The organism is Kitasatospora sp. RG8 (assembly GCF_017813315.1).
Taxonomy (GTDB): Bacteria; Actinomycetota; Actinomycetes; order Streptomycetales; family Streptomycetaceae; genus Kitasatospora.
In genome coordinates this window covers 166,882-188,972 of the sequence record NZ_JAGIYX010000012.1, presented here as the reverse complement: position 1 = coordinate 188,972, position 22,091 = coordinate 166,882, and the positions used below count along the sequence as shown (strand labels likewise).

Below are 22,091 nucleotides of genomic sequence, written 5' to 3'. Positions count from 1 at the left end.
TCTGCCCGGCGCCGGGGTACCCGGCACACCTCCCGCCCACCCTCCGAGGCCGTGGTCGCGGCCGCCAGCGGGGCTGGTGCGTCCGGGTGAGCGCGGCCGTGGGGCGCCGCGCCCGGGTGACGGCACGGTGCACGGGAAGTCGGCCGGCCCGACTTCCCGTGCACCGGTTCCCCCGGAACAGGCGGCTTGCAGGACAAGCGGTTTCAGGACGGGCGGTTTCAGGACAGGCCCGAGCCCTCCTGCTCCTCGGCCTCCACCGCGGCCCGCTCCTCGCTCAGCCGGACCGCGTGCCGGCGGCGGGCCACCACGCCGTACGCCGAGGCCGCGCTGGCCATGAAGGCGAGCATCCCCACCCACGGGCGGTCGAAGGCGTGCCCGGTCAGGTGGTCCAGCGAGTACCGGCCAGGCCCGGCCAGGCCCAGCGCCAGGCCGGTCGCGCCGAGGAAGGCCGGGTACTCGTAGCCCCCCGCGGTGACGAAGAAGCCGGCCGGCGCGTGCACCGCGACCGCGCCCGCCATGGTTCCCGCCACCACCGCGCCGGCCACCGGCGTGGCCAGGCCGGCCACCAGCATGGCACCGCCGCCGGCCTCGCCGAGGCCCGCCGCGATGGCGCTCTGCCGACCCGGATGGAAGCCCATGTGCTCCATCGCCTGGGCGGTGCCCTCCAGGCCGCCGCCACCGAACCAGCCGAACAGCTTCTGGGTGCCGTGCGCGATCAGTACCCCGCCGACGGCGCCGCGCAGGGCCAGCAGGCCCAGGTCCTTACGGTTCAGACACATGTCGCATCCTCGTTCCAGCGCAGGGTGGTCCCGCTTCCATAGCAGCCGAAAGGGCGGGCCTGATCGACCTGGGACCGCCATCCGGGGGAATATCGAGGAGGAGGGGAATACGGGGCGAGCAGGAGTGGAGGGCAGATGACCGTCACCCGGCCGGAGCGGCCCACGTACGTGCTGGACGGCCGCGGGATCACCGACCGCGGCGCCTTCTACACGGCCCTCGGCGCCGCCCTGAACGGCCCCGGCGGCTACTACGGCTCCAACCTCGACGCGCTGGCCGACTGCCTGCACGGCGGGTTCGGCCCCACTCCCCCGTTCACCCTGCTCTGGAAGGACGCCGACACCGCCCGCCGGCACCTGACCGGCACGGTCCTCCTCGGCGAGCGGCGGGTCGGCTACTTCGACGCGATCCTCGTCACCCTGCGCGCCGAGGGCGTGGCGGTCGAACTGCGATGATCATCCCGGTCATGCTTGGCCCATGTTCGTCTTCAACCTGAGCGGCGCCTTCATCGCCTTCTTCGCCGTCGTCGGCCCGCCGAAGGTCCTGCTGTCGTTCGCCCGGCTGGCGGCCACCCGCAGCACCGCGGAGCTGCGGCAGCTCGCGGCCTGGTCCACGCTGATCTCCGCCGTCATCGCGGTGGTGCTCGCCTACACCGCCGACGCCGTCACCTCGCTGTTCCACATCAGCGACCAGTCGCTGCAGCTGGCCGGCGGGACGATCTTCTTCGTCTACGCCGTCGCGCTGGTCCTCGGCATCCACCTGGGCGTCGGCCCCGACGAGGCCGACGAGCACCTGCCGAACCCGATGGTGGACGGCATCCGCGAGCTGCTGCTGCCGTACATCGCCAGCCCGCTGGCGGTCACCGCGGTGCTGGTGGCCTCCCTCAGCAAGGACGACTGGGGCTGGCGGACCACCATCGTCGGGGCCTACCTCGCGGTCGTGGTGATCAACTACTTCTGCGTGGCGGCGCTGGCCCCGCTGATGCGGCGCACCCACCGGACCTCGCTGGAGGTGCTCTCCCGGCTGCTCGGCCTGCTGCTGGCGGCGGTCGGCGTCGAGCTGTTCCTGAACGGCCTGGCGGGGCTCGGCGTCCACCTGCCGGACGGGCACTGAGCCCGGCCGGCAGGAGGCGCTGCGGGTCAGCCGGCCGCCAGCCGGGCCAGCACCTCGCCGATCCGGTCCCGGACCAGCGGGTCGGTGGCCAGACCGTCCGGGCCCACGGCCGCGCGGTCCAGCGGGATCCGCACGCAGGCCTCCTCCAGCACGGCCGCGCCGGTGTAGCCGAGCACGGTGCGCAGCGTCGCCTCGGCTCCCTGGCCGCGGCCGGGGGCGGCGGCGTTGATCCAGGCGGACGGCTTGTCCGAGATCTCGGTGCCGCCGACCGTCCAGTCCAGCAGGTTCTTGAAGGCTCCGGGCAGCGTGCCCGCGTACTCCGGGGTGCAGATCAGCAGGGCGTCGGCGGCCTCGATGGCGGCCCGCAGCTCGATGACCGGCCCGGGCAGCGGGTCGGTGTCGTCGTCGGGGTTGAAGTGCGGCAGCGCGGCCAGGCCGGTGTAGTAGGTGGCGGTGACGCCCTCGGTGGTCTGCGCGACCGCGGCGGCGGTGCGCAGCACCGTCTCGTTGGTGGAGCCGGCGCGCAGGCTGCCGGAGAGCAGCAGGATGTGACACTCGTCGTTCGGCATGGCGAGGAACCTACCGCTCCGCCGGGCCTGCCGCTCCGCCGGGTCTGACGTTCCGTCGGATCCCGGGGTTCCGCCGGGCCCGGGGCTCCACCGGGTCCGGGGCTCCGCCCGCCCGGCGGGCCGGCTCAGGGAACGACCACCGGGCGCCAGGGCACCGGGCTGGAGAGGATCATCGAACTGGACGGCTGCCCGTACGCGCCGAGCCGGTCGGTCAGGGCCTCGAAGTCGGCCATCGTGGGCACCGCGACCAGCAGCACGCAGCAGGCCCCGCCGGTCACCCGGTGCAGCTGGAGCACCTCGGGCCAGCGGGCCACCTCGGGGTCGCGCAGCACGCAGCGCGGACCGTAGCACTGGAGCTGCACGAGCGCGGTGATCGGCAGCCCGGCCCGGACGGGGTCGACGTGGGCGTGGTAGCCACTGATCACCCCGTCCGCCTCCAGCCGGCGCACCCGTTCGGCCACGGCGGGTGCGGAGAGGCTCACCCGGCGGGAGAGTTCGTTGTACGAGAGCCGGGCGTCCTCCTGCAGTTCGGCCAACAGGCGGCGGTCGACGGCGTCCACGGCGGCTCCCGGGAGGTGGTGGTGTGGCGGGCATCGGGCGGTGGGCGGCGAGCCCGGGAGGGCGGGCCCGCGGACGGCCGGATTCCGCCGTTTCGCGATCGTAAAGCAGATCGGCACAAAGACCTCTCGAATGACAGGTCAGGAGGCCGTTGCGATACCCGGAGCCCATTCAAGAGCCGGTGGTGGCGACCGCACAATTGGGGCCCCGCAACGGTGCGGGTCATCAGGAGGGATCGGGATGGGGCACGACGCGGTGGAGAAGCCCAACCTGTCGTTCGGTCGGGACGGCGAACCGGGTCACGGCACCCCGTACGCCCGGTACGTGCGGCTGGCCGAGCTGCACAGCCTGCAGAACCCGCGCAGCAAGGTGCCGGCCGAGCTGTCGTTCATCGTCACCACCCAGGTGATGGAGCTGCTCTTCGGCCTGCTGCGGCACGAGTGGACGCTCGCCCAGCAGGCGCTGCGCGAGGACGACCTGCCGGCGGCGCTGGCGGCGCTGCGCCGCGGCACCCACGTCCAGGACGTGCTGGTGGAGTCCTGGGACCTGCTGGCGACCATGACGCCGCAGGAGTTCAACGCCTTCCGCTCGGTGTTCGGCGAGGCCTCGGGCTTCCAGTCCTCGGCCTTCCTGCACCTGGAGTTCCTGCTCGGCAACAAGAACGCCGCCCTGCTGCGGATGTACGACGAGGTGCCGCAGACCCAGGCCGAACTGCGGGAGGCCCTGCGCTCCCCCGGCCTGTACGACGACGCGCTGGCCCTGCTCGCCCGGCGCGGGCTGGCCGTGCCGCACGAGCCGTCCGAGCAGCGGCACCGCGCCGACCCGGCGGTGGAGGCGGCCTGGCGGCAGGTCTACACCGACCCCGGCCACGCGGCGCTGCAGCCGCTCGCCGAGGCACTGCTGGACGTCGCCGAGCGGGTGACCCGCTGGCGCCAGCGGCACCTGGCGTCGGTCAGGCGTGCGATGGGGGCCAAGCCCGGCTCGGGCGGCTCCAGCGGTCTGACCTGGCTGCGCAAGGCCGCCGAGCAGGACGTCTTCCCGGAGCTGTGGACCGTCCGGGACGAGCTGTGAACGAGCGGTCCGCCACCGAGGGACAGGACGGGAACGTGGGCGAGAGGACGGGCATGATCACGCGCGAGGAGTGCGAGGCGCTGGACGCCGCCGACCCGCTGGCGGCGTTCCGCAAGGAGTTCGCGCTGCCGGAGGGGGTCGTCTACCTGGACGGGAACTCGCTCGGCGCGCTGCCGGCCCGCACCCCCGGGCGGGTGCGGCAGGTGGTCGAGGAGGAGTGGGGCCGGGAGCTGATCCGCAGCTGGAACGAGGCCGGCTGGTTCGAGCAGCCCTACCGGCTGGGCCGCCGGATCGCCCCGCTGATCGGGGCCGGGCCGGCGGAGGTGGTCGTCTGCGACACCACCTCGGTCAACCTGTTCAAGGTGCTGACGGCCGCGCTGCGGCTGCGCCCCGGCCGTCGCACGGTGCTCGGCGACGGCGCGGCGTTCCCGACCGACCTCTACATCGCCGAGGGCGTGACCGGGCTGTTCGAGGGCGCGCGCAGCGTCCTGGTCGCACCGGAGGAGCTGGACCGGCACCTCGACGGGGACGTCGCGGTCGTCGTCCTCTCACACGTCGACTACCGCACCGGCGAGCTGCTGGACATGCCCGGGATCACCGCCCGGGTGCAGGCCGCGGGCGCGCTGATGATCTGGGACGTCTGCCACTCGGTGGGCGCGCTCCCGGTCGAACTCGGAGCGAGCGGTGCCGACTTCGCCGTCGGCTGCACCTACAAGTACCTGAACGGCGGCCCCGGTTCACCGGCCTTCCTGTACGTGGCCGAGCGTCACCTCGCGGCCGGGCCGGAGCAGCCGCTGAGCGGCTGGTTCGGGCACGCCCGCCCGTTCGCCTTCGAGCCCGGGTACGACCCGAAGGCGGGCATCGGCCGCTTCCTGACCAGCTCGCCCTCGCTGCTCGGCCAGGCGGCGCTGGAGTCCTCGCTGGACGTCTGGGAGCGGGCCGACCTGGCCGCGGTGCGGGCGAAGAGCCTGGCGCTGACCGATCTGTTCATCGCCCTGACGGAGGGCCTGGACGGGGTCGAGGTGGCCACCCCGCGCGAGCACGCCCGGCGCGGCAGCCAGGTCGCGCTGCGGCACGCCGACGGCTACCCCGTGGTGCAGGCGCTGATCGCACGCGGAGTGATCGGGGACTTCCGCGCCCCGGACCTCATGCGGTTCGGCTTCACCCCGCTCTACCTGTCGTACACCGAGGTCTGGGACGCGGCGCAGCAGCTGGCCGAGGTCCTGGAGAGCGGCGAGTGGCGGGAGGAACGCTTCTCCCGGCGCGGCGAGGTGACCTGACGGGCGTCCGCCCCTCCCGCCTTGCCGTTGATAATGCCCAGCATTGAAGTCGTCGGCATGGCAAGGACGTCGGCGGGCCACGAGACCCGCGAGAAGCTGCTGCGGGCCGCGGAGGAACTCTTCGCCACCCGAGGCGTGGAAGCGGCTCTGACCAGGGACATCACCCGGCTCGCCGGGCAGAGCAACCCCTCCGCCGTGCAGTACCACTTCGGCTCCCGCGAGGGCCTGCTCGACGCGATCATGGCCGCCCGCCAGGAACGCACCGAGCAGGCCCTCGCGCCGCTTCTGCCCGGACTCGACGCCGAGCCGTTGTGCCGCCGGGCCCGCTTCGCCGCCGGGCCCGCTTCGCCGCCGGGCCCGCAACCGGCGGCGGTTCGACCACAACCATGCCGGGCAGGTACTCCTATGACCGATCGTCAGATCATAGGAGTGGCGCATGAACCTGGCATCCGGGCCACTGAGCCCCGAGCCCACCCAACTTCTCGTCGGCCTGGCCTGCTTCTTCGTGATGACCTGGCTGCTGGGCCGCAAGGTGCTGCCGCGGATCGAGCAGGTGCAGGCCGAGCGGCGGGAGGCGACCGAGGGCAGGCTGGAGCGGGCGGAGGAGATCCGCACCGAGGCGGAACGGACGTACGAGGCGTACCGGCAGGAGCTGGCGACGGCCCGGCACCAGGCCGCGCTGATACGGCAGGAGGCCGCCGAGCAGGGTGCGGCGATCATCGCGGCGGCCCGCGAGGAGGGCGTCCGGGAGCGCGACCGGCTGGTCGCCGAGGCGAACGCGCAGATCGCCGTCGACCAGGCGCTTGCGGCTGTCATGCTCCGCCGGGACGTCGGCGAGCTGGCCGTCGACCTGGCGGGACGGGTGGTCGGCGAGTCCGTGTCCGCCGTCGCCGCCGGGCGCGGCACGGTCGACCGCTTCTTCGACGAACGCTGAACCGGGGCGCCGGACGGCCCCGCCCGTCAGGCGGTCGAGGACTCGGCCCGGGGGCGGGGCCGTCCGGCACCGCCGTCACGACGAGGTCAGCTCCGCGACCAGCCGCCGGTAGACGTCGAAGGCCGGCTTGCGGGTGTAGTCGTCCCGGAGCAGGCCGAACCGGTCGAAGGCCCCGGCACCCGCACTGTCCGCGTCCCGCAGGCTGAAGAACGCATAGCCCTCGATGGCGAGTTCGGAGGCGAGGCCGGCAACCGTCCGGACCACCTCCGCCACCACCTCGGCCTGCCGCCGCTCGGTCCGGTCCGGACCGGTGGGCCAGCCGTGCTCACAGATCCGCAGCGGCACCGACGGGCCGATGCCGGCCTTGGCGACCGAGCCGTGCCGGAAGTCCGTGAGCACCGCGGTGACCATCTCCGCCAGCCGCTCCGGCGGCAACGGCCGGAAGACGTCAGGGAAGAAGTCCAGGCCGACGTAGTCGAGCGCACGGTGGAAGCGCTCGTCGGCGAGGGCGCCGAGCTCCGTCCAGAAGGTGTCCGCCGGATCGAGGTTCAGCGCCGCGTTGAAGCCGACCCTGAGGTCGTGACCGCAGGCGAGCGCCTCCTCCTTGGCCGCGATCACGCCCTGCACCAGCGCCTGGCGGACGTTGGGGACGCTGCCGTCGAGCACGGGCAGAGCGACGTTGGGCTCCTCGCAGATCTGCAGGAGGGCGATCCGGTGGCCCTCGGTCCGGACGGTGTGCCGGACGAAGTCCAGCCAGCCGTCCAGCCGCCCGTCCGGCTCCCGGAACTGGAGGACGAGGTCGAGGCGGCGGCCCTCGACCGCGTAGCGCTCCGGCTCGGCCGGGGTGGCCCGCCCCTCGGGGTGCTGACGGTAGGCGCGCACCAGGAAGGAGGGCGCCGCGCCGTGGAGTTCGCGCAGGGCGGCGGTGATCAGGGCGGGATCGTCGGGGTGGACGGGTTCGATCAGGCCGGTTTCGTCGCCGATCAGGCCGCCGGGGTAGATGCCGAAGGTGAAGGTCATGCCGCCACCGTAGCCGATATTTTTGGTGTCGCTGCAAATTTAGCGTGACACTATGATTCGGGCATGGGACTTCGCGAACGCAAGAAGCAGCAGACCCGGGCCCTGCTGGCCGACACGGCGATGGGCCTGTTCGTCGAGCGCGGGTTCGACCGGGTCACCGTGGTCGAGGTGGCCCGGGCGGCCGGGGTCTCCGCCAACACCGTCTTCAACTACTTCCCGACCAAGGAGGACCTCTTCTTCGACCGGCAGGAGGAGGTGACCGCCCACCTGGCCACCGTGGTGCGGCAGCGGCCGGCCGGCACGTCCGCCGTCGACGCCGTCCGGGCCGACCTGCTGGCCGGACTGGCGGCGGGCGAACCGACGTACGGGCTCAGCGCCGAGGCCGCGGTGTTCTGGCGGGTGGTCACGGAGAGCCCGGCGCTGCGGGCCCGGCTGCTGGAACTGGGCGAACGCTCCGAGGCGGCACTCGCGGCGGTACTGGCCGAGGAGTCGGGGGCGGCGCCGGACGACCCCCTGCCGCGCGTGCTCGCGGGCGCCGTCGCGGGGGCGCACCGGGCGGTGCTGGCGGAGATCCGGCGCGGAATCGTGGCCGGCGAGCCGGCCGAGAGCGTCCGGGTCCGGGCCGAGGCGGCGGCCGGGGCGGCCTTCGGCCTGCTGCGGACCGGCCTGGCGGACTACCCCGCACGATGAGGACCCCGCCCCGCACCCGGCACTCGGGCGCTGCGGCATTCCGGCATTGCGGGACCCCGGGAGGACGCGTCAGGCCGCCCGGTCGGGTGACCGGGCGGCCTGACGGCGTCCAGCAGCGGCGCGCGGCCGGGGCGCGCAGCCGGACATCAGCGGCTAGCTGTGGCGTCCGCGACGGCGGGCGGCCAGAACGGCGAGACCGCCGAGGCCCAGCAGGCCGACGCCGGCCAGGCCGAGGACGACCGGGCCGTTGCCCGCACCGGTCGACGGCAGCTCAGCGCCGCCGCCGGGCGACGTGCTGCCGGTCGGCCGGTGACTGGTGGGCCAGTGCCCGGTCGGGTGCGTGGTCGGGCTCGTCGGCGCGGGCGAGGTCGGGCCGGTCGGGTGCGACGTCGGGCTCGTCGGGTGCGGGCTCGTCGGGTGGGGGCTGGTCGGGTGGGGGCTGGTCGGATGCGGGCTCGTCGGGTGGGGGCTGGTCGGATGCGACGTCGGCGAAGTCGGCGGCGGTGTCGTCGGGTGCGGGCTCGTCGGGTGAGGACTGGTCGGGCGGGGGCTGGTCGGATGCGACGTCGGCGAAGTCGGATGCGGGCTCGTCGGATGCGGGCTCGTCGGATGCGACGTCGGGCTGGTCGGCGACGGGGACGTCGGAGAGGGCGACGTCGGAGAGGGGCTCGGGGACGTCGGGGACGGACTCGGCGTCACGTCGCAGTCCGGGAGGTCCCCGTCGAACGGGTAGCTGTGGATCTCGTATCCGCCGGTGCCGGTCTGGATCAGGTTGCCCGCCAGGTAGACCCGCCCGTTGAAACCGGCCTGGGCGATGGTGGTGGTACCGCCCGCGTTGCCCGCCATGACCGAGCCCTGGAACTGCGCGCTGCCGAGGATCCGCGCGCTGGTGGAGGTGGGGAAGTTCCACATCAGCTTGGAGCGCATCCCGGTGGTCTGGTCACCGGGCAGGCCGGTACCGGTGTAGGTGTTGATGATCGCGTCGTCCGGCAGGACGTTGACGACCACGGTGGCGCCGGACGGGATGCCGGCGAAGACCAGACCGATCTGCTGGCCGGCCGAGCCCAGGTTCCGGTTGAGGTTGAAGACCTGCTTCATGCTGGTGCCGTCACCGGTGAAGGTCGCCTCGCTGGCGGTCACCACGACCGTGCCGGTGGCGGTCGCCCTGCCGACGCAGGCGGAGACCTCCTCGATCTGGGTGAGCACCGACCGGTAGGGCGCGGCGGCGTCCGGATCCTTGATCGCCTGGCCGGTCGGGTCGATGTTGACGGTGCCGGAGAGCGTGCCCGCGTACCGCAGGTTCCCGAAGGCCTGGCCCTTGGAGTCGCTGCCGCCGATCAGGATCCGGTTGTCGGTCTTCACGTCCACGTTGCCGCCGACGGTGACGAAGTCGCTCCCGTCGGGCGGCACGACGCGCGAACCGACGCCCACCACACCCATGTTGAAGGCGCCGCCGCCCTGGCTCTTGTCGACGGTGAGACTGCCGAGCGTGACGATCTTGCCCTCGGCCTCGGCGGCGCGGCCGTTCACGGTGTAGTCGCCGCCCGTGAAGATGTTGATCGAGGCGTCCCGGCCCGCGAAGTCGCCGTTGTGCGGCGGCGACGGCCAGGTGGCCGGACAGTCGGGCCCGGTGCAGGCCCCCAGCGGCGGCGCCAGCGGCGCGGCCGAACCGACCGTCAGCACGGCGGCCAACGGCAGCGCCGCGACGACGGTGGCCACCGCCACCCGGAGGGCCCGGCGTCGGCGGACCTCCGGCGTCCTCGCCATGACGGTTGTTCTGTGATCCGGCGTACCGGTGTCCTGACCCATCGACACATTCCTCCGCACAGAGAAAAGGGCAGGTCGGACAACCTGCCGCGGTTCATTTGATCCCGTGTTGATTCCACCGAATCCAGGACATCCAACACTAAATCGGACTATCCATACCTAGAGATCATCAGAGCCGATCCGAGCATCATCCGGACGGGCCAGCCGCCGCGTGTCCGCCCGCCACGGCTAGGTTGGGGACCATGACTTCCGAGGACCAGGACCCGCACGCCCCGCTCGCCGCCGTCGCGGCCAGCGCGGACGTCCTGCGGCACCCCGAGGCCGGCGAGCACCTGCTCACCCCGCTGGAGCGCGAACGCGCCGCCCGGTTCCGGCACGACGCCGGCCGGGCCGACTACATCGCCGCGCACATCCTGGTCCGGCTCTGCGCCGGCCGGCTGCTCGGCGTCCCGGCCGCCGCGCTGACGCTGGCCCAGAACTGCCCCGACTGCGGAAAGGCCGACCACGGCCGCCCGTACCTGCCGGACCACCCGGACGTCCACGTCAGCCTCTCCCACACCAACGGCGTCGTCGCGGCCGCCGCCGGACACCGGCCGATCGGCGTCGACGTGGAGCTCACCGCGCGCAGCGGCGCGCTCCTCGACGTCGCCGGGCGGGTGCTCGGCGCCGCTGAGCTGCGACTGGTCGAGGCACACCCGGAGCCGGGGACGGCGTTCCTGCGGCAGTGGGTGCGGAAGGAATCGCTGATCAAGCTCGGGCGGACCAGCCTCGACGGGCTCGCCGCCGTCGACCTCTCCGCCCTGCCGCTCGACGTCCCGGCGGGCCGTCCGCTGCTCAGCCGCTACCAGGACCTGCACCTGCTCGACTGGACCGACGCCGCGCACGGGGCGGCCGTCTCCGCGGTGAGCACCGCCGCGCCGCAGGTCGTCCTGCTGACGCCGCCGGCCGCCTGAGCGTCCGGGCACCTGAGGGCGGGCCCCACGGCGGGCGGGCCGCGACGGGCGGGCCGCGGCGGGCGGCGAGGGTGCGACGGCAAGGACGGGACGGCGCGGTCGGGACGACCCGGCCGCGCGGCGGGCGGGCGGTGCGACCCGACCGGCGGGGCCCCGGATAAGCGGTGTTAGCGTGCCTGCTCAGGGCGCGGAACCGGACGCCCCGGCTGCCCGCGCCGCACTCCCGGCGCGCAGCCCCCGTTGGATCAAGGGATGCCCCCGCCATGGCCAAGTTCCTGCTGAGCCTGCACGTCCTCGCCTCGGTGCTGTTCATCGGCCCGGTGGCGGTGGCCGTCAGCATGTTCCCGCGCCGGGCGAAGGCCGCGCTGGCCGGCGGGCCGGACCGGGCCGCCGACGCCGGCATGCTGCGGCTGCTGCACCGGATCACCCAGGTCTACGCGCTGCTGGGGATAGCCGTCCCGGTGATGGGCATCGGCGTCGCCCAGGTGATGGACGTGCTCGGGCAGTCCTGGCTGATCGTCTCGATGGTGCTCACCGCGCTCGCCGCCCTCTCCCTGCTGCTCTTCGTGCTGCCCGCGCAGCAGGCGGCGGTGGACGCGCTCGACCTCGACGGCGGGGCGCCCGAGCACGGCAAGGCCGTCCAGGGCCTGCGGCTGCTGCCGATGACCGCCGGTGTCTTCAACCTGCTCTGGGCCGTGGTCGTGGTGCTGATGATCATCCGCCCGGGCTCGACCACGGGCGCCTGAGCCGCCGGCCCGGCGCGCCCGGTACGGTCCTGTCATGACGACGGCGGGGACAGAGACCAGTACCGGGACGGGTGTGGGCGCGCTGCTGCGGGGCTGGCGCGAGCGGCGGCAGCTCAGCCAGCTGCAACTGGCGCTGCGGGCCGACTCCTCGGCCCGGCACGTCAGCTTCATCGAGACCGGGCGCTCCCGCCCCAGCCAGGAGATGCTGCTGCGGCTCGCCGACCAGTTGGACATCCCCGTACGGGAGCGCAACTCCCTGCTGCTGGCCGCCGGTTACGCCCCGCACTACCCCGAGACGCCGCTGGACGACCCGGCGATGGACGCGCTGCGGGCGGGCATGGAACGACTGCTGGCCTCGCACGACCCGTACCCCGCGCTGGTGGTCGACGGCACCTTCCGGGTGCTGGCGGCCAACCGCTCGCTCGGCCTGCTGCTCTCCGGCGTCGCCCCGCACCTGCTGGCGCCGCCGCTCAACGCGATGCGGATCACCCTGCACCCCGACGGGCTGGCACCGCGCATCGTCAACTTCCGGCAGTGGCGGCGGCACCTGCTGGAGCGGATGGAGCACCAGATCTCGCTGGTCCGCTCGGAGCCGCTGCGGGAGCTGTTCGACGAGGTCCGGGCCTACCCCGAGCCGTCGACGGCCGTCGACGAGCCGGAGGAGGACATCACCGAGCTGTTCCCGTTCGCCCTGCCCATGCGGGTGGCGTTCGAGGGACGGGTGCTGTCCTTCCTCTCCACCATCGCGACCTTCAACACGCCCATGGACGTGACCGTCTCCGAGCTGGCCATGGAGACGTTCCTCCCGGCCGACGCGGAGACGGTCGCGTTCCTGCAGGCGGCGGTGCCCGCCGACCGTTAGCGGTCGCTGCGGTCGAGCCCGCGCAGGGCGGTGAACTGGAGGACGGCGAACAGCGCCACGGTGCCGGCCTGCGCCGGGATCCAGACCAGCCCGGCGGTGCTCGGCTCCAGCCAGAACTCCATCGCGACCAGGCTGAGCACCGCCCAGACCACGTTGACGTCGATCACCGCCTGCACCGCGAGGCGGGCCGGGCGGCGGCGGGCGGCCAGGAGGCCGACGGCGAGACCGAACACCGCGAGGACTGCGCCGAGTTCGACCAGGGTGGAGCCGCCGACGCCGAGCAGGTCGCCGAGCGGACCGGAGAAGGCCAGGTAGGCGAGGCCGTTTCCGCCGCTGACCACCGCGTCGAGGGCGAGGAAGCGGCGAAGGTTCTGCTGGGCCTTCTGGCCGGAGGCGGACGTGCGGGCGGCGGTGAGGGCGTTCGCGGACATGGCGGATCAGCCTCCGGAGGTGGGTTCGGGCCCCGGTGCGGTCGGCGCGACCGGGTGCTCCACACTCTGCCCGGCCGGTTCCGGGGCGTCGATTACCTCCGGGGTAATGGCCCAGGTCGGGGGCTGGTCGGAGGCGGCTCGGGGGCTGATCGCAGGCGGGTCGGGGGCGGGGCGGGGGGCGGGTCGCAGGCGGGTCGGAGGCTGCTCGGCGGCGGCCGGCCGGCGGCTCAGGGGCGGGTTCGCGGTCGCTGCAAGGCGACGCCCGCCCGCTTGACCGCGCGGGCCACGATCGCGGTCTCGGCGCGGTCGACACCGAGCGGGCCGAGCGTCCCGGTGAGGAAGCGGTAGAGGCCGCCGTGGTCCGGGCAGAACAGGGTGGCCATCAGGTTGGCCGGGCCGCTGGTGGCGAAGACCCCGTGCACCTGGGGGTGGCGGGCCAGGGCCGTGCCGACCTCGGCGAGCCGGCCCGGGGGGACGTCCAGCCAGAGGTTGGCGTCCACGGCCATGCCCAGCAGCCGCGGGTCGACGGTGACATGGGTGCGGAGCAGCCCGGCGGCGGAGAGCCGGTGCAGCCGGCGGCGGACGGTCGACTCGGGCGTACCGACGGCCACCGCCAGGGCGGCGTGGGACTGCCGGGCGTCGACGGACAGGCGGGCGAGCAGGGCGCGGTCGAGCTCGTCGAGCGGGGGCTTCTCCCGGGGCCGGTCCGCGGCCGGGTGGGTGAGGGTCGCCGGGACAGGGGCGGCCGACGGGACGGGGGCTGACGGCGGGACGGGGGCTGACGGCGGGACGGGGGCGACCGGGGTCAGGGCTGGCGGCGGGACGGGGGCGGCCGGGGTCAGGGCTGGCGGCGGGACGGGGGCGGCCGGGGTCAGGGCTGCCACTTCGGCCTCGTCCAGGTAGCCGGCCTGCCACTGGCCCGCGTCCGAGAAGGCGTGCAGCACCGCGTGGGTGGTGGTCTCGGTGACCGCCGCGGTGGCGGGCAGTTGCCCGTACAGCAGCCGGTCCCGGGCGCCCGCGTCGCTCAGCATCACCGCACCGACCTCCTGGCCGCCGAGCATGACGTCGACGAAGGGCACGTCGGGACGGTCGGCGAGGGCCTGGGCGATGGTGTCGACCTTGCCCCGCAGTACCCGGACCCGCAGCAGCAGCGCGCCGACGGCGGCGTCCTCGACGTCGGGCATCCGGACGACGCACAGCAGCCCCGCCTGCTGCATCCGGGCCAGGCGGCGGGTCACGGTCCGGGCGGAGACGCCGAGCACCTCGGCGATCCGGCCGGTCCCGGCCCGACCGTCGACCTGGAGGGCGCAGACCAGACGGCGATCCAGTGTGTCCAGCACCGTGTCCGGATCAGCAGTCGAGAGGTCCATCGAGTCCGATCTCCGTCATTTCTTGATCGATTCACGTCCTGTCCAGCAGTACGGACGGTACTCCTTGTCCTGTGCGGCCGGCGGATCCGGCTTCCGGGCCGCGGCGGACAGGACGCTGACACGACAGGAGGACGGCGATGAACGACGAGGTCCAGGAGCTGAAGGAGCTGCTGCCGGGGGTGGAGGCGGCGGTGCGGGAGGTCGGCGCCCGGCTGGCCGAGGTGCGCCCGACCGAGCCCACCCCCGGGCGGACGGTCGCGGAGGCGATGGCGCACTTCGCCGAGCTGGACGGCCCCGCCGCCGCCCGCCTGCGGGCCCGGCTGGGCGAACTGCGGCCGCAGGCCGGCTGGGTGACGGACGAACTGGAGGGGTCGGTGCCGGCCGAGGGCGAGTGGTGGCTCTGCGACGCCACCGACGGCGCCGTGCAGTACCTGCTCGGTCTGCCGCACTGGGCGGTCACCGCGACCCTGGTCCGGGACGGCGTCGCGGTGCTGGCCGTGGTGCACGCGCCGCAGCTCGGCGGGCGGACGTACCGCGCGGTGCGGGGCGGCGGCGCCGAGCTGGACGGGCGGGCGGTCGCGCCGCTGGAGCGCGAGCTGGCGGTGGCCGTGGCCGGGACCAGCCAGCCGCCGTCGGCGGCCGCGGACACGGTGGCACTGCGCCGCGCGGGCGAGTCGCTGACGGCGGTGCTCGGATCCGTGCTGGCCGTCCGCAACCTGGGACCGACCTCCTTGCAGGTGGCCCAGGTCGGCTCCGGGCACCTGGGGCTGTTCTGGGAGTACGGCGCCGACGCCGGCAACCTGCTGCCCGGCGCGCTGATCGCGTCCGAGGCGGGCGCGACGGTGACGGACGCCGTCGGCGCGGCCTGGACGGCCGGCTCCGACGGCTTCCTCGCCGCCGCGCCCGGGCTGCACGGGGACGTGCTGAAGGTGCTGCGTTCGGTCGGGTGACGGCGCGCCCGCCTCAGCGGCCGGCGAGGCCGAACAGCCGGGCCGCGTTGTCGTGGCAGACCGCGCGCAGCCACTCCTCACCCAGGCCCAGCCGGTCCAGCGCCTCCAGCTGGTGCACGTAGCGGTACGGGATGCTGGGGAAGTCGCTGCCGAGCAGGACCCGGTCCTGGAGCCCGACCAGGCGCGGCAGTTCGGCGGGCGGGAACGGGGTGTCGCGCTCGACGAAGTCGGTGAACGCGATGGTGGTGTCGAGCCGCACGTTCGGGTACCGCTCGGCGAGGTCGAGGAAGTCGGTGTACTCGGGCAGCCCCAGGTGGGCCACCACCACGGCCAACCGCGGGTGCCGGGCCAGCACCTCGCCGATCGGGCCGGCACCGGTGTACTTGCCGGGGACGGGCCCGGAGCCGCAGTGCGTGACCACCGGCGTGCCGGTCTCGGCGAGCAGGCCCCACACCTCGTCGAGCAGCCGGTCCGTCGGGTCGTACCCGCCGACCTGGACGTGTGCCTTGAAGACCCGGGCGCCGTCCTCGATCGCCCGGGCCACGTACGCGGGCGCGCCGGGCTCGGGGAAGAAGGTCGCGGTGTGCAGGCAGTCCGGGGTTCGGGCGGCGAAGCCGGCGGCCCAGGCATTGAGCCAGGCGGCCATGCCGGCCTTGTGCGGGTAGAGCATCGCGGTGAACGCCCGGACGCCGAAGTCCCGCAGGCACTGGACGCGTTGGTCCTCGGCCAGCCGGTAGGTGATCGGCCACGGCCGGTCGACCAGCGGGCCCGCCGCGTCGAAGTACGCCCACACCTTGTCGAGGACGTTCTGCGGCATGAAGTGGGTGTGCACGTCGATCAGACCGGGCAGCCCGAGGCGCTGCCAGAAGGCGCGGACCTCGGCCGCCTCGTCGGCAGGGCCGACGGCGTCGCTCATGCGGGCGTCGTCGGCCCTGACCGCGTCGTCGCCCTTGACGGTGGCATCGCTCATGCGGGCGTCGTCGTCCATGCGGGCTTCGTCGCCCTTGACGGTGGCGTCGCTCATGCGGGCGTCGTCGCTCATGCGGGCACCGGGCGGGCGCGGTCGATGATCGCCCCGGCGTCGGTCCCGGACGGCAGGGTGCCGAAGGCCGCTCCGTGGTCGCCGCCGAGCCGGGAGGCGCAGAAGGCGTCCGCCACCGCCGGGTCGCCGTGGCGGACCAGCAGCGAGCCCTGGAAGGCCAGCGCCATCGACTCGACCAGCCGGCGCGTCCGGAACTCCACGTCGCCCAGGTCGGCGAGCTGCTTGCGGAGTTCGGCGACGGCCGCGTCGAGCCGGCGGTCCGCGCCGGCCGCCGCGTCCAGCTCGCCGAGGAAGGCCTCGACGCTCTCCGGCCGCCTGGCCATGGCGCGCAGCGCGTCCAGGGCCGCGACGTTGCCGGAGCCCTCCCAGATCGAGACCAGCGGCGCCTCCCGGTAGAGCCGGGGCATGCCGGACTCCTCGACGTAGCCGTTGCCGCCCAGGCACTCCAGGGCCTCTGCCGCGTGCGCCGGCCCGCGCTTGCAGACCCAGTACTTGGTGACGGCCAGCCCCAGCCGCCGCACCAGCGTCTCGGTCTCGTCCCCGGCGAGGGCCCGGTCGGTGGCCTGGGCGAGCCGCATCGCGACGACCGTGGCCGCCTCGGACTCCACGACCAGGTCGGCGAGCACGTTGCGCATCAACGGCTGGTCGACCAGCGCCCGGCCGAACGCGTGGCGGTGGACGGCGTGGTGGACGGCCCGGGTGGCGCCGAGGCGCATGCCGGAGGCGGCTCCGATGGAGCAGTCGAGGCGGGTCATGTTGACCATCTCGATGATGGTCGGGACTCCCCGCCCCTCCTCGCCGACCAGCCATCCGACCGCGCCGTCGTACTCGATCTCGGCGGAGGCGTTGGACTTGTTGCCGAGCTTGTCCTTGAGCCGCTGGAGGTGGAGGCGGTTGCGACCGCCGTCCGGGAGGACGCGCGGCAGCATGAAGCAGCTGAGCCCGCCCGGCGCCTGGGCCAGTGTCAGGAAGAGGTCCGACATCGGCGCCGAGGTGAACCACTTGTGACCGGTCAGGCGGTAGGTGCCGTCCGCGTGCGGGGTGGCGGTGGTGGTGTTGGTGCGGACGTCCGAGCCGCCCTGCTTCTCGGTCATCGACATGCCGGCGATCAGCCCGCGCTTGCCGCGCGGCTCGCGCAGCCCGAAGTCGTACTCGGAGGCGGCGAGCAGCGGCTCCAACTCGGCCGCGAGGACCGGGGTCGCGCGCAGGGCCGGGACCGCCGCGTACGTCATGGAGACGGGGCAGGTGTGGCCGGCCTCGACCTGGCCCCAGACGAAGAACTTGGCCGCGCGGGCGGCGTGTGCGCCCGGCCGGTCGTCGCGCCAGGGCGCGGCGTGCAGGCCGTGGCCGACGGCGGTGCGCATCAGCTCGTGCCAGGCCGGGTGGAACTCCACCTCGTCGATCCGGTGGCCGAAGCGGTCGTGGGTACGCAGCACCGGCGGATTCTCGTTGGCCAACCGGCCCCACTCGGCGGCCTGTTCGGAGCCGGCCAGTCGGCCCAGCTCGTGCAGTTCGGGCTCGGCCCAGCCGGCGCCGGCCCGGTGCAGGGCGGCGATCAGCGCCGGGTCGGCGGCGGTGTCGTGTCCGTACGGCAGGGGCACCTGGTTGGTGACCTCATGCGTCGCTGTCATCGCGTCCTCCCAGGGCACGCAGGGTGAAGGAGACCAGGGCGGGGACCACCTCGGGCGGGGTGTCCCCGGAAACGGGTGTGTGGGCCTCGGCGAGCGGGCCCGCCAGCGCCTCGCCGACCGCCCCGACGATGCCGGCCGCCGTCAGCTCCGGGTCCTGCCCGGGCAGTTGGCCTGCCGCCACGGCGGCGGTGATCTCGGTGGCGATCACGTCGCGGAACGCCCTCCGGAACACCAGGCGTTCGGCGTCCACGACCGCGTCGGCCGGCTCGACCAGGAGCGCGTAGGCGAGCCGCGGTGCCCGCAGGGCGCGGGCGGCGAAGGTCTCGACGACGACGGCGATCCGCTGCTGCGGGGTCTCGCGGCGGGCGACGGCCTCGTTGACGGCGGTGATCTCGCGGGTGACCACCCGGCGGAACAGTTCGACGGACAGCTCGGCCTTGTTGGCGAAGTGCTGGTAGAGACTGCCGGTGGCGATCCCGGCGCGGTCCGCCACGGCGGCCATCGAGCAGCCGCCGTAGCCGCGCTCGGCGAGCAGCCCGACCGCCGCCTGGAGCACCGCCTCGCGCTGGGCGTCCAGACGGGCTTGTACGGCGGGCGTGCGTCGGTAGGCCATGGAAGCATTGAAGCACCGATTCACTGCTTCGGGGAGGGGGCGCGCGCCGCTTTCCCCACTGGGGGCTTCCCCCGGCGAGGCGTCCCCGCCGGGGCCGTCCCCGCTGGGGTGGTCGCGGGCGGGCGCGGGGACGGTAGGGGCGGGCGCGGGCGTGGGGCGCAGGGCACAGGGCACAGGCGTGGGCGTGGGCGTATGCGAAGGGGCCACCCGTCGGCGGCGTGCCGGCCGGGTGGCCCCTCGCGGATCCTCGGTGGTCGCCCGTCGCCGTTACAGGCGGTGGCGCTCCAGCTTCAGGCCCTCCTCGTCCAGCGGACCGAACGGCGGGACCTGGTGCGACTGGGCCAGCGAGCGGGCGGCCGCCGGGTCGGCCAGACCCGCCCACTCCAGCACCTTCGCGGTGGCCTCGGCCGACTCGGCCGCCGGCAGCTTGCCGATGTTGGAACCGTGGTTGCCGCCGGGCACGGTGTAGACGTGGCTGTCCTCACTGCCCCAGCCCAGCCGGAACGGCTCGGCGCCCCACGGGTCGTTCTGCCCGTAGACGAAGATGATCCGCTCGGCCGAGTGCTTCACCCAGCGGTCGATGTCACGCATCGCGGACGGGTCGAAGCGCATCGGGATGTTCTTCGGCACGTAGGTGCGCGGCGAGTAAAGCTCCTTGAAGTCGTAGTGCTGCAGGCCCTTGAGGTGCGGGACCTCGAAGGTGGGCGAGCCCAGCTCGGTGCCCGCCTGGTAGTAGTACGCGGTGTACTTGGCGAGCGACTGGTCGCTGTTGCCGGTGATGCCGGACTGCTCGTCGAACCACGCGTACAGCTGGTCGTCGGTGGCGGCGGCCCCCGGCGGGACCTTGGCGCAGTCCGCCTCGGTGCTGTACTGCCAGAACGCCCAGACCACGTCGAGCACGCCCGCCTCGTACGCCCGGTCCGCGCTGCCGGTGGTGGTGAAGGTCGAACCGGCGGCGGCGTTGTCGGCCGCGTAACGCGCCTCCAGCCGGTCGCGGCGGACCAGCAGCTCACGCTGCGCGGCGTTCAGCGCGGCACGGCACTCAGGGGTACCGACGTTCTTGAAGAACTCGGTGTACGCGGAGTCCTCGCGGTTGTCGACGTCGTTCGGCGCGACGTACGCGATGGTGCCGTCCACGTCCTCCGGGAAGAAGCGCCGGTGGTAGGTGGAGGACATGCCGCCCTTGCTGGCCCCCGTCGAGAGCCACGCGCGGTGGTAGATCCGCTTGAGGGCGGTGATGATCCGGTGCGAGTCGGTGGCAGCCTGCTCGATGCCGGCCTTGGTCCAGTCGGCGGGCTCCGGGCGGGACGGCGTGAAGTAGCGGTACTCGATGGAGACCTGGTTGCCGTCGGTCAGCCGGGTCGGCTCGGTGCGCGAGGGGTTGGTGCCGAGGGTGTAGCCGTTGGTGTAGAAGACCGTCGGCCGGTCGTAGCCCCGGTGCAGCACGCTCAGCCGCTGCTGGAACGTACCGAGCCACGGCCGGAAGTGGTCGATCGGCTGGGTGTACGTGAGGAGGAAGTACCGGTGGTCGGCGTCGGTGGGCTTCTCCTCGGTAACGGCCATCCCGGGGATCGCCGCCAGCCGGTCCTTGATGTCGGCCGAGGCGTCGTCCGCGACGGACGATCCGGCGGCGGCCTGCGCACCGGCCTCCGCACTTCCGGGCTCCCCCTGCGCGAACGCGGGCGTCGCCAGGCCGAGGCCGAGCAGCGGTATCAGCAGAACGGCGACCAACAACCTTCTGAGCTTGGTGGACATCAACTCTCCATCGGGTCAACGGAACTGTTCGACACTCTCCGGCAGCCGGTGGCCGGCCGCCGGTCGGACGGCCGTCCGGTAGACGGCCGAGTGGGCCACCCGCCGATCGCGGATGGCCCACCGGGGAAGGGTGTGCAGGTCAGGGGCGCGGCAGGGTGCAGCCGGGCAGGGTGAGGTCGAGGCGGTTGCCCGCCGCGAAGCAGGCCGGGATGCCGTAGGTCTCCTGGGCGTAGTTGATGCCCTGGCGGACGGTCACCACACCGTTCTGGTCCACCTCGCACGGGTTGTTGTCGGTGCAGCGCTGGCCGTCCTCGTTGCCGGTGTTGTTCACGGCGACGACCTGGCCGGTGTTGACGTCGACCACGGGCGAGCCGGAGGTGCCGCCGATGGTGTTGCAGCTGGAGGTGTAGCGGACCGAGTCCTTCCAGGTCCAGGAGCCCTCCTTCAGCCGGTAGACGAAGCCGTCGACCGAGCAGGAGTAGATCTTCTTCCAGTACCCGGAGACCACCTTGATCGAGGTGCCCTGGACCGGGTGACCCGCCGCGATGGTCAGCGGGGCGATCCCGTAGCGCGACTGGATCGAGGCGTAGGTGGTGTTCAGCTGGTAGATCGACACGTCGGTGTCGGTCATGGTCCCGTAGACCACCTTGGTGGCGCGCAGCGTGGCGGCCTTGCCGCCGGTGGAGTTGAGCAGCGAGAAGGTGCGGCTGGACGCCTGGTTGACCACGACCTCGCCGGGACCGGGGAATCCGCTCTCCAGGCAGTGACCATTCGAGAGGACGAGCGCCGGGTCGGTGGCGGCCGAGCCGGGGAGGCGGACCAGCGAGCCGGAGCAGTTGCTGAGCGCCACCGTACCGGCGAAGTTCACCGCGGCGGCGGCCCGCGCCTGCGTCCCGGCGGCCTCCGCGACATTCTCCGCGGTGACTGCGGACGTCCCGGCGGCTGCGGCGGCTGCGGTGGTGGCTCCGGCATCGGCGGGGGCTGCGGTTGCCGTGGGGGCCGCGGCGAGGGCGGTGGCCCCGGCGAGCAGGAGCGTGGAGAGCATGCCTATGAGCGGCTTCTTCATGAGAGACCTCTCGTTGTGGGGGTGCACCCAAGCTGGCGCGGACATGACGAGATGTCAAGAGTTCACCCACAAAGGAGGGGTACGGTCGACCACTCCCCACCTGTCGACCACTCCCCCGCCCCCAGCCACCCCGACCGACCCCGACCGACCCCGACCGCCCCCGGCCACCCCCAAGCCACCGTCAGCCACCCCGGCCGGCCCCAACCGCCCCAGCCGGCCCCAACCGCCCCGGCCTCAACCGCCCGGCCAGTGGCGGCGGCCGAGGCTGATCAGCCGGAGCTGGAGCCTGGCGGTGGCGGCGATCCGCCGTTCACGGGCCGGATCCGCCTCCTGCGCCTCAAGGAAGGCCGCGGCCGTGGAGACCATGTGGTCGACGTAGAGCTCGGCCAGCATCCGCAGATCCTCCCGACTCCACCCCTCGGACACCGGCTGGAGCGCGAGCGCCGCACCCACCTCCTCGGCGAACCGCCCCAGTTCGGCGTCGATCGCCTCCCGCACCTGCCGCACACCCCCGTGCCGCTCGCGGGACAGGAAGCGCACGTGAGCGTGGTGCTCGCGGACGTGCTGCTCGATGACGTCCACCGTCCGGTCGATCAGCTCCTCAGCCCCGCCCTCGCCGGCGAGCACCGAGCGGACCATTACATGGAGACTGGCGAGCGACTCCTCGACCAGCGCCACGCCAAGGGCGGCGAGGTCGGGGAAGTGGCGGTAGAACGCGGCCGGCGACAGCCCGGCGGCGCGGGTGACCTCGCGTACGCCGAGGCTCGCCAGGTTCTGATCGGCCAGCAGGCCGAGCCCCGCATCCAGCAACGCACGCCGACTCTGCTGCTTCTGGGCCTGTCTGGCCCCCACGCTGTGACTCACGCCATTCAGTAAACAAGTGTTTGCCGAAC

23 protein-coding genes and 1 pseudogene are annotated in these 22,091 nt (G+C 73.6%); 11 read left to right on the top strand and 13 right to left on the bottom strand.

Going from position 1 to position 22,091, the window contains the following annotated elements; genetic code table 11:
- Positions 1–218: 218 nt before the first annotated feature.
- Positions 219–779 carry a DoxX family protein gene (locus tag J5Y04_RS20030; protein WP_209413439.1) on the bottom strand — a complete coding sequence of 187 codons (561 nt, stop codon included), beginning with the start codon at positions 777–779 and terminating at the stop codon, positions 219–221.
- A gap of 135 nt (positions 780–914) precedes the next feature.
- On the opposite strand from J5Y04_RS20030, the gene J5Y04_RS20025 reads away from it, so the two are divergent.
- On the top strand, positions 915–1,232 hold the full coding sequence (locus tag J5Y04_RS20025) for a barstar family protein (RefSeq protein ID WP_209413438.1): 318 nt from the start codon (positions 915–917) through the stop codon (positions 1,230–1,232).
- Positions 1,233–1,254: 22 nt separating this feature from the next.
- Positions 1,255–1,890 (top strand): MarC family protein, encoded by a 636-nt coding sequence (locus J5Y04_RS20020; RefSeq protein WP_148645345.1) that lies wholly within the window; start codon positions 1,255–1,257, stop codon positions 1,888–1,890.
- Between the two features lie 26 nt (positions 1,891–1,916).
- On the opposite strand, the gene J5Y04_RS20015 is transcribed toward J5Y04_RS20020, so the two are convergent.
- Positions 1,917–2,459 carry an NADPH-dependent FMN reductase gene (locus J5Y04_RS20015; protein WP_209413437.1) on the bottom strand — a complete coding sequence of 181 codons (543 nt, stop codon included), beginning with the start codon at positions 2,457–2,459 and terminating at the stop codon, positions 1,917–1,919.
- A 125-nt stretch (positions 2,460–2,584) separates the two neighbouring features.
- A complete protein-coding gene (locus J5Y04_RS43565) occupies positions 2,585–3,019 on the bottom strand; it encodes an Lrp/AsnC family transcriptional regulator (protein WP_148645343.1) in 435 nt (144 codons plus the stop codon).
- Positions 3,020–3,257: 238 nt separating this feature from the next.
- On the opposite strand from J5Y04_RS43565, the gene J5Y04_RS20005 reads away from it, so the two are divergent.
- From J5Y04_RS20005 to atpF, 4 genes and pseudogenes are all read left to right on the top strand, one after another.
- Positions 3,258–4,088 (top strand): tryptophan 2,3-dioxygenase, encoded by an 831-nt coding sequence (locus J5Y04_RS20005; protein WP_209413436.1) that lies wholly within the window; start codon positions 3,258–3,260, stop codon positions 4,086–4,088.
- Positions 4,089–4,141: 53 nt separating this feature from the next.
- The gene (kynU, locus tag J5Y04_RS20000) at positions 4,142–5,368 is read left to right on the top strand and encodes a kynureninase (protein ID WP_209413483.1); all 1,227 of its coding nucleotides are present in this window, start codon (positions 4,142–4,144) and stop codon (positions 5,366–5,368) included.
- Between the two features lie 33 nt (positions 5,369–5,401).
- Positions 5,402–5,596: pseudogene (locus tag J5Y04_RS19995) on the top strand (TetR family transcriptional regulator); the annotation flags it as partial.
- 208 nt (positions 5,597–5,804) lie between these two features.
- Positions 5,805–6,302, top strand: a complete 498-nt coding sequence (atpF, locus tag J5Y04_RS19990) for a F0F1 ATP synthase subunit B (RefSeq protein ID WP_209413435.1) — start codon at positions 5,805–5,807, stop codon at positions 6,300–6,302.
- Between the two features lie 75 nt (positions 6,303–6,377).
- Here the strand turns inward: atpF and J5Y04_RS19985 are convergent, their stop codons facing one another.
- Positions 6,378–7,322 carry a hypothetical protein gene (locus J5Y04_RS19985; protein WP_209413434.1) on the bottom strand — a complete coding sequence of 315 codons (945 nt, stop codon included), beginning with the start codon at positions 7,320–7,322 and terminating at the stop codon, positions 6,378–6,380.
- 63 nt (positions 7,323–7,385) lie between these two features.
- Here J5Y04_RS19985 and J5Y04_RS19980 point away from each other — a divergent pair, with 63 nt between their 5' ends.
- Positions 7,386–8,012, top strand: coding sequence for a TetR/AcrR family transcriptional regulator (locus tag J5Y04_RS19980; protein ID WP_209413433.1), 627 nt, complete (start codon positions 7,386–7,388; stop codon positions 8,010–8,012).
- Positions 8,013–8,165: 153 nt separating this feature from the next.
- Here J5Y04_RS19980 and J5Y04_RS19975 read toward each other — a convergent pair whose 3' ends face one another.
- Positions 8,166–9,779 (bottom strand): choice-of-anchor A family protein, encoded by a 1,614-nt coding sequence (locus J5Y04_RS19975; RefSeq protein ID WP_209413432.1) that lies wholly within the window; start codon positions 9,777–9,779, stop codon positions 8,166–8,168.
- Positions 9,780–10,021: 242 nt separating this feature from the next.
- Between J5Y04_RS19975 and J5Y04_RS19970 the strand changes: the two genes are divergently transcribed.
- From J5Y04_RS19970 to J5Y04_RS19960, 3 genes are all read left to right on the top strand, one after another.
- On the top strand, positions 10,022–10,732 hold the full coding sequence (locus tag J5Y04_RS19970) for a 4'-phosphopantetheinyl transferase superfamily protein (RefSeq protein WP_209413431.1): 711 nt from the start codon (positions 10,022–10,024) through the stop codon (positions 10,730–10,732).
- Between the two features lie 263 nt (positions 10,733–10,995).
- Positions 10,996–11,478: a DUF2269 family protein gene (locus J5Y04_RS19965; RefSeq protein ID WP_209413430.1), complete on the top strand. Its 483-nt coding sequence runs from the start codon at positions 10,996–10,998 to the stop codon at positions 11,476–11,478.
- A gap of 34 nt (positions 11,479–11,512) precedes the next feature.
- Positions 11,513–12,340, top strand: coding sequence for a helix-turn-helix domain-containing protein (locus J5Y04_RS19960; protein WP_209413429.1), 828 nt, complete (start codon positions 11,513–11,515; stop codon positions 12,338–12,340).
- Here J5Y04_RS19960 and J5Y04_RS19955 read toward each other — a convergent pair.
- Positions 12,337–12,771: a hypothetical protein gene (locus J5Y04_RS19955; RefSeq protein ID WP_209413428.1), complete on the bottom strand. Its 435-nt coding sequence runs from the start codon at positions 12,769–12,771 to the stop codon at positions 12,337–12,339. The two genes, J5Y04_RS19960 and J5Y04_RS19955, sit on opposite strands and share 4 nt — an antisense overlap.
- Before the next feature lie 227 nt (positions 12,772–12,998).
- Positions 12,999–14,141, bottom strand: a complete 1,143-nt coding sequence (locus tag J5Y04_RS19950) for an Lrp/AsnC family transcriptional regulator (protein ID WP_209413427.1) — start codon at positions 14,139–14,141, stop codon at positions 12,999–13,001.
- Between the two features lie 137 nt (positions 14,142–14,278).
- On the opposite strand from J5Y04_RS19950, the gene J5Y04_RS19945 reads away from it, so the two are divergent.
- Positions 14,279–15,091: an inositol monophosphatase family protein gene (locus J5Y04_RS19945; protein WP_209413426.1), complete on the top strand. Its 813-nt coding sequence runs from the start codon at positions 14,279–14,281 to the stop codon at positions 15,089–15,091.
- A gap of 13 nt (positions 15,092–15,104) precedes the next feature.
- On the opposite strand, the gene J5Y04_RS19940 is transcribed toward J5Y04_RS19945, so the two are convergent.
- From J5Y04_RS19940 to J5Y04_RS19915, 6 genes are all read right to left on the bottom strand, one after another.
- On the bottom strand, positions 15,105–16,007 hold the full coding sequence (locus tag J5Y04_RS19940; protein ID WP_209413482.1) for an amidohydrolase family protein: 903 nt from the start codon (positions 16,005–16,007) through the stop codon (positions 15,105–15,107).
- 122 nt (positions 16,008–16,129) lie between these two features.
- Positions 16,130–17,764 (bottom strand): acyl-CoA dehydrogenase family protein, encoded by a 1,635-nt coding sequence (locus J5Y04_RS19935; protein ID WP_209413425.1) that lies wholly within the window; start codon positions 17,762–17,764, stop codon positions 16,130–16,132.
- Positions 17,748–18,377, bottom strand: a complete 630-nt coding sequence (locus J5Y04_RS19930) for a TetR/AcrR family transcriptional regulator (RefSeq protein ID WP_209413424.1) — start codon at positions 18,375–18,377, stop codon at positions 17,748–17,750. The genes J5Y04_RS19935 and J5Y04_RS19930 overlap by 17 nt, the downstream gene beginning before the upstream one ends.
- Positions 18,378–18,644: 267 nt before the next feature.
- Positions 18,645–20,132 (bottom strand): S28 family serine protease, encoded by a 1,488-nt coding sequence (locus tag J5Y04_RS19925; RefSeq protein WP_209413423.1) that lies wholly within the window; start codon positions 20,130–20,132, stop codon positions 18,645–18,647.
- Positions 20,133–20,271: 139 nt separating this feature from the next.
- Positions 20,272–21,198, bottom strand: coding sequence for a serine protease (locus J5Y04_RS19920; protein ID WP_209413422.1), 927 nt, complete (start codon positions 21,196–21,198; stop codon positions 20,272–20,274).
- 234 nt (positions 21,199–21,432) lie between these two features.
- Complete coding sequence (locus J5Y04_RS19915; protein ID WP_209413421.1) at positions 21,433–22,062, bottom strand: TetR family transcriptional regulator; 630 nt, start codon at positions 22,060–22,062, stop codon at positions 21,433–21,435.
- Between the last annotated feature and the right edge of the window lie 29 nt (positions 22,063–22,091).

Coding starts and splice junctions, on each gene's coding strand:
- J5Y04_RS20030 (WP_209413439.1), bottom strand. CDS start 779: ATGTGTCTGAACCGTAAGGACCTGGGCCTGCTGGCCCTGCGCGGCGCC.
- J5Y04_RS20025 (WP_209413438.1), top strand. CDS start 915: ATGACCGTCACCCGGCCGGAGCGGCCCACGTACGTGCTGGACGGCCGC.
- J5Y04_RS20020 (WP_148645345.1), top strand. CDS start 1,255: ATGTTCGTCTTCAACCTGAGCGGCGCCTTCATCGCCTTCTTCGCCGTC.
- J5Y04_RS20015 (WP_209413437.1), bottom strand. CDS start 2,459: ATGCCGAACGACGAGTGTCACATCCTGCTGCTCTCCGGCAGCCTGCGC.
- J5Y04_RS20005 (WP_209413436.1), top strand. CDS start 3,258: ATGGGGCACGACGCGGTGGAGAAGCCCAACCTGTCGTTCGGTCGGGAC.
- kynU (WP_209413483.1), top strand. CDS start 4,142: ATGATCACGCGCGAGGAGTGCGAGGCGCTGGACGCCGCCGACCCGCTG.
- atpF (WP_209413435.1), top strand. CDS start 5,805: ATGAACCTGGCATCCGGGCCACTGAGCCCCGAGCCCACCCAACTTCTC.
- J5Y04_RS19985 (WP_209413434.1), bottom strand. CDS start 7,322: ATGACCTTCACCTTCGGCATCTACCCCGGCGGCCTGATCGGCGACGAA.
- J5Y04_RS19980 (WP_209413433.1), top strand. CDS start 7,386: ATGGGACTTCGCGAACGCAAGAAGCAGCAGACCCGGGCCCTGCTGGCC.
- J5Y04_RS19975 (WP_209413432.1), bottom strand. CDS start 9,779: ATGGCGAGGACGCCGGAGGTCCGCCGACGCCGGGCCCTCCGGGTGGCG.
- J5Y04_RS19970 (WP_209413431.1), top strand. CDS start 10,022: ATGACTTCCGAGGACCAGGACCCGCACGCCCCGCTCGCCGCCGTCGCG.
- J5Y04_RS19965 (WP_209413430.1), top strand. CDS start 10,996: ATGGCCAAGTTCCTGCTGAGCCTGCACGTCCTCGCCTCGGTGCTGTTC.
- J5Y04_RS19960 (WP_209413429.1), top strand. CDS start 11,513: ATGACGACGGCGGGGACAGAGACCAGTACCGGGACGGGTGTGGGCGCG.
- J5Y04_RS19955 (WP_209413428.1), bottom strand. CDS start 12,771: ATGTCCGCGAACGCCCTCACCGCCGCCCGCACGTCCGCCTCCGGCCAG.
- J5Y04_RS19950 (WP_209413427.1), bottom strand. CDS start 14,141: ATGGACCTCTCGACTGCTGATCCGGACACGGTGCTGGACACACTGGAT.
- J5Y04_RS19945 (WP_209413426.1), top strand. CDS start 14,279: ATGAACGACGAGGTCCAGGAGCTGAAGGAGCTGCTGCCGGGGGTGGAG.
- J5Y04_RS19940 (WP_209413482.1), bottom strand. CDS start 16,007: ATGAGCGACGCCGTCGGCCCTGCCGACGAGGCGGCCGAGGTCCGCGCC.
- J5Y04_RS19935 (WP_209413425.1), bottom strand. CDS start 17,764: ATGACAGCGACGCATGAGGTCACCAACCAGGTGCCCCTGCCGTACGGA.
- J5Y04_RS19930 (WP_209413424.1), bottom strand. CDS start 18,377: ATGGCCTACCGACGCACGCCCGCCGTACAAGCCCGTCTGGACGCCCAG.
- J5Y04_RS19925 (WP_209413423.1), bottom strand. CDS start 20,132: ATGTCCACCAAGCTCAGAAGGTTGTTGGTCGCCGTTCTGCTGATACCG.
- J5Y04_RS19920 (WP_209413422.1), bottom strand. CDS start 21,198: ATGAAGAAGCCGCTCATAGGCATGCTCTCCACGCTCCTGCTCGCCGGG.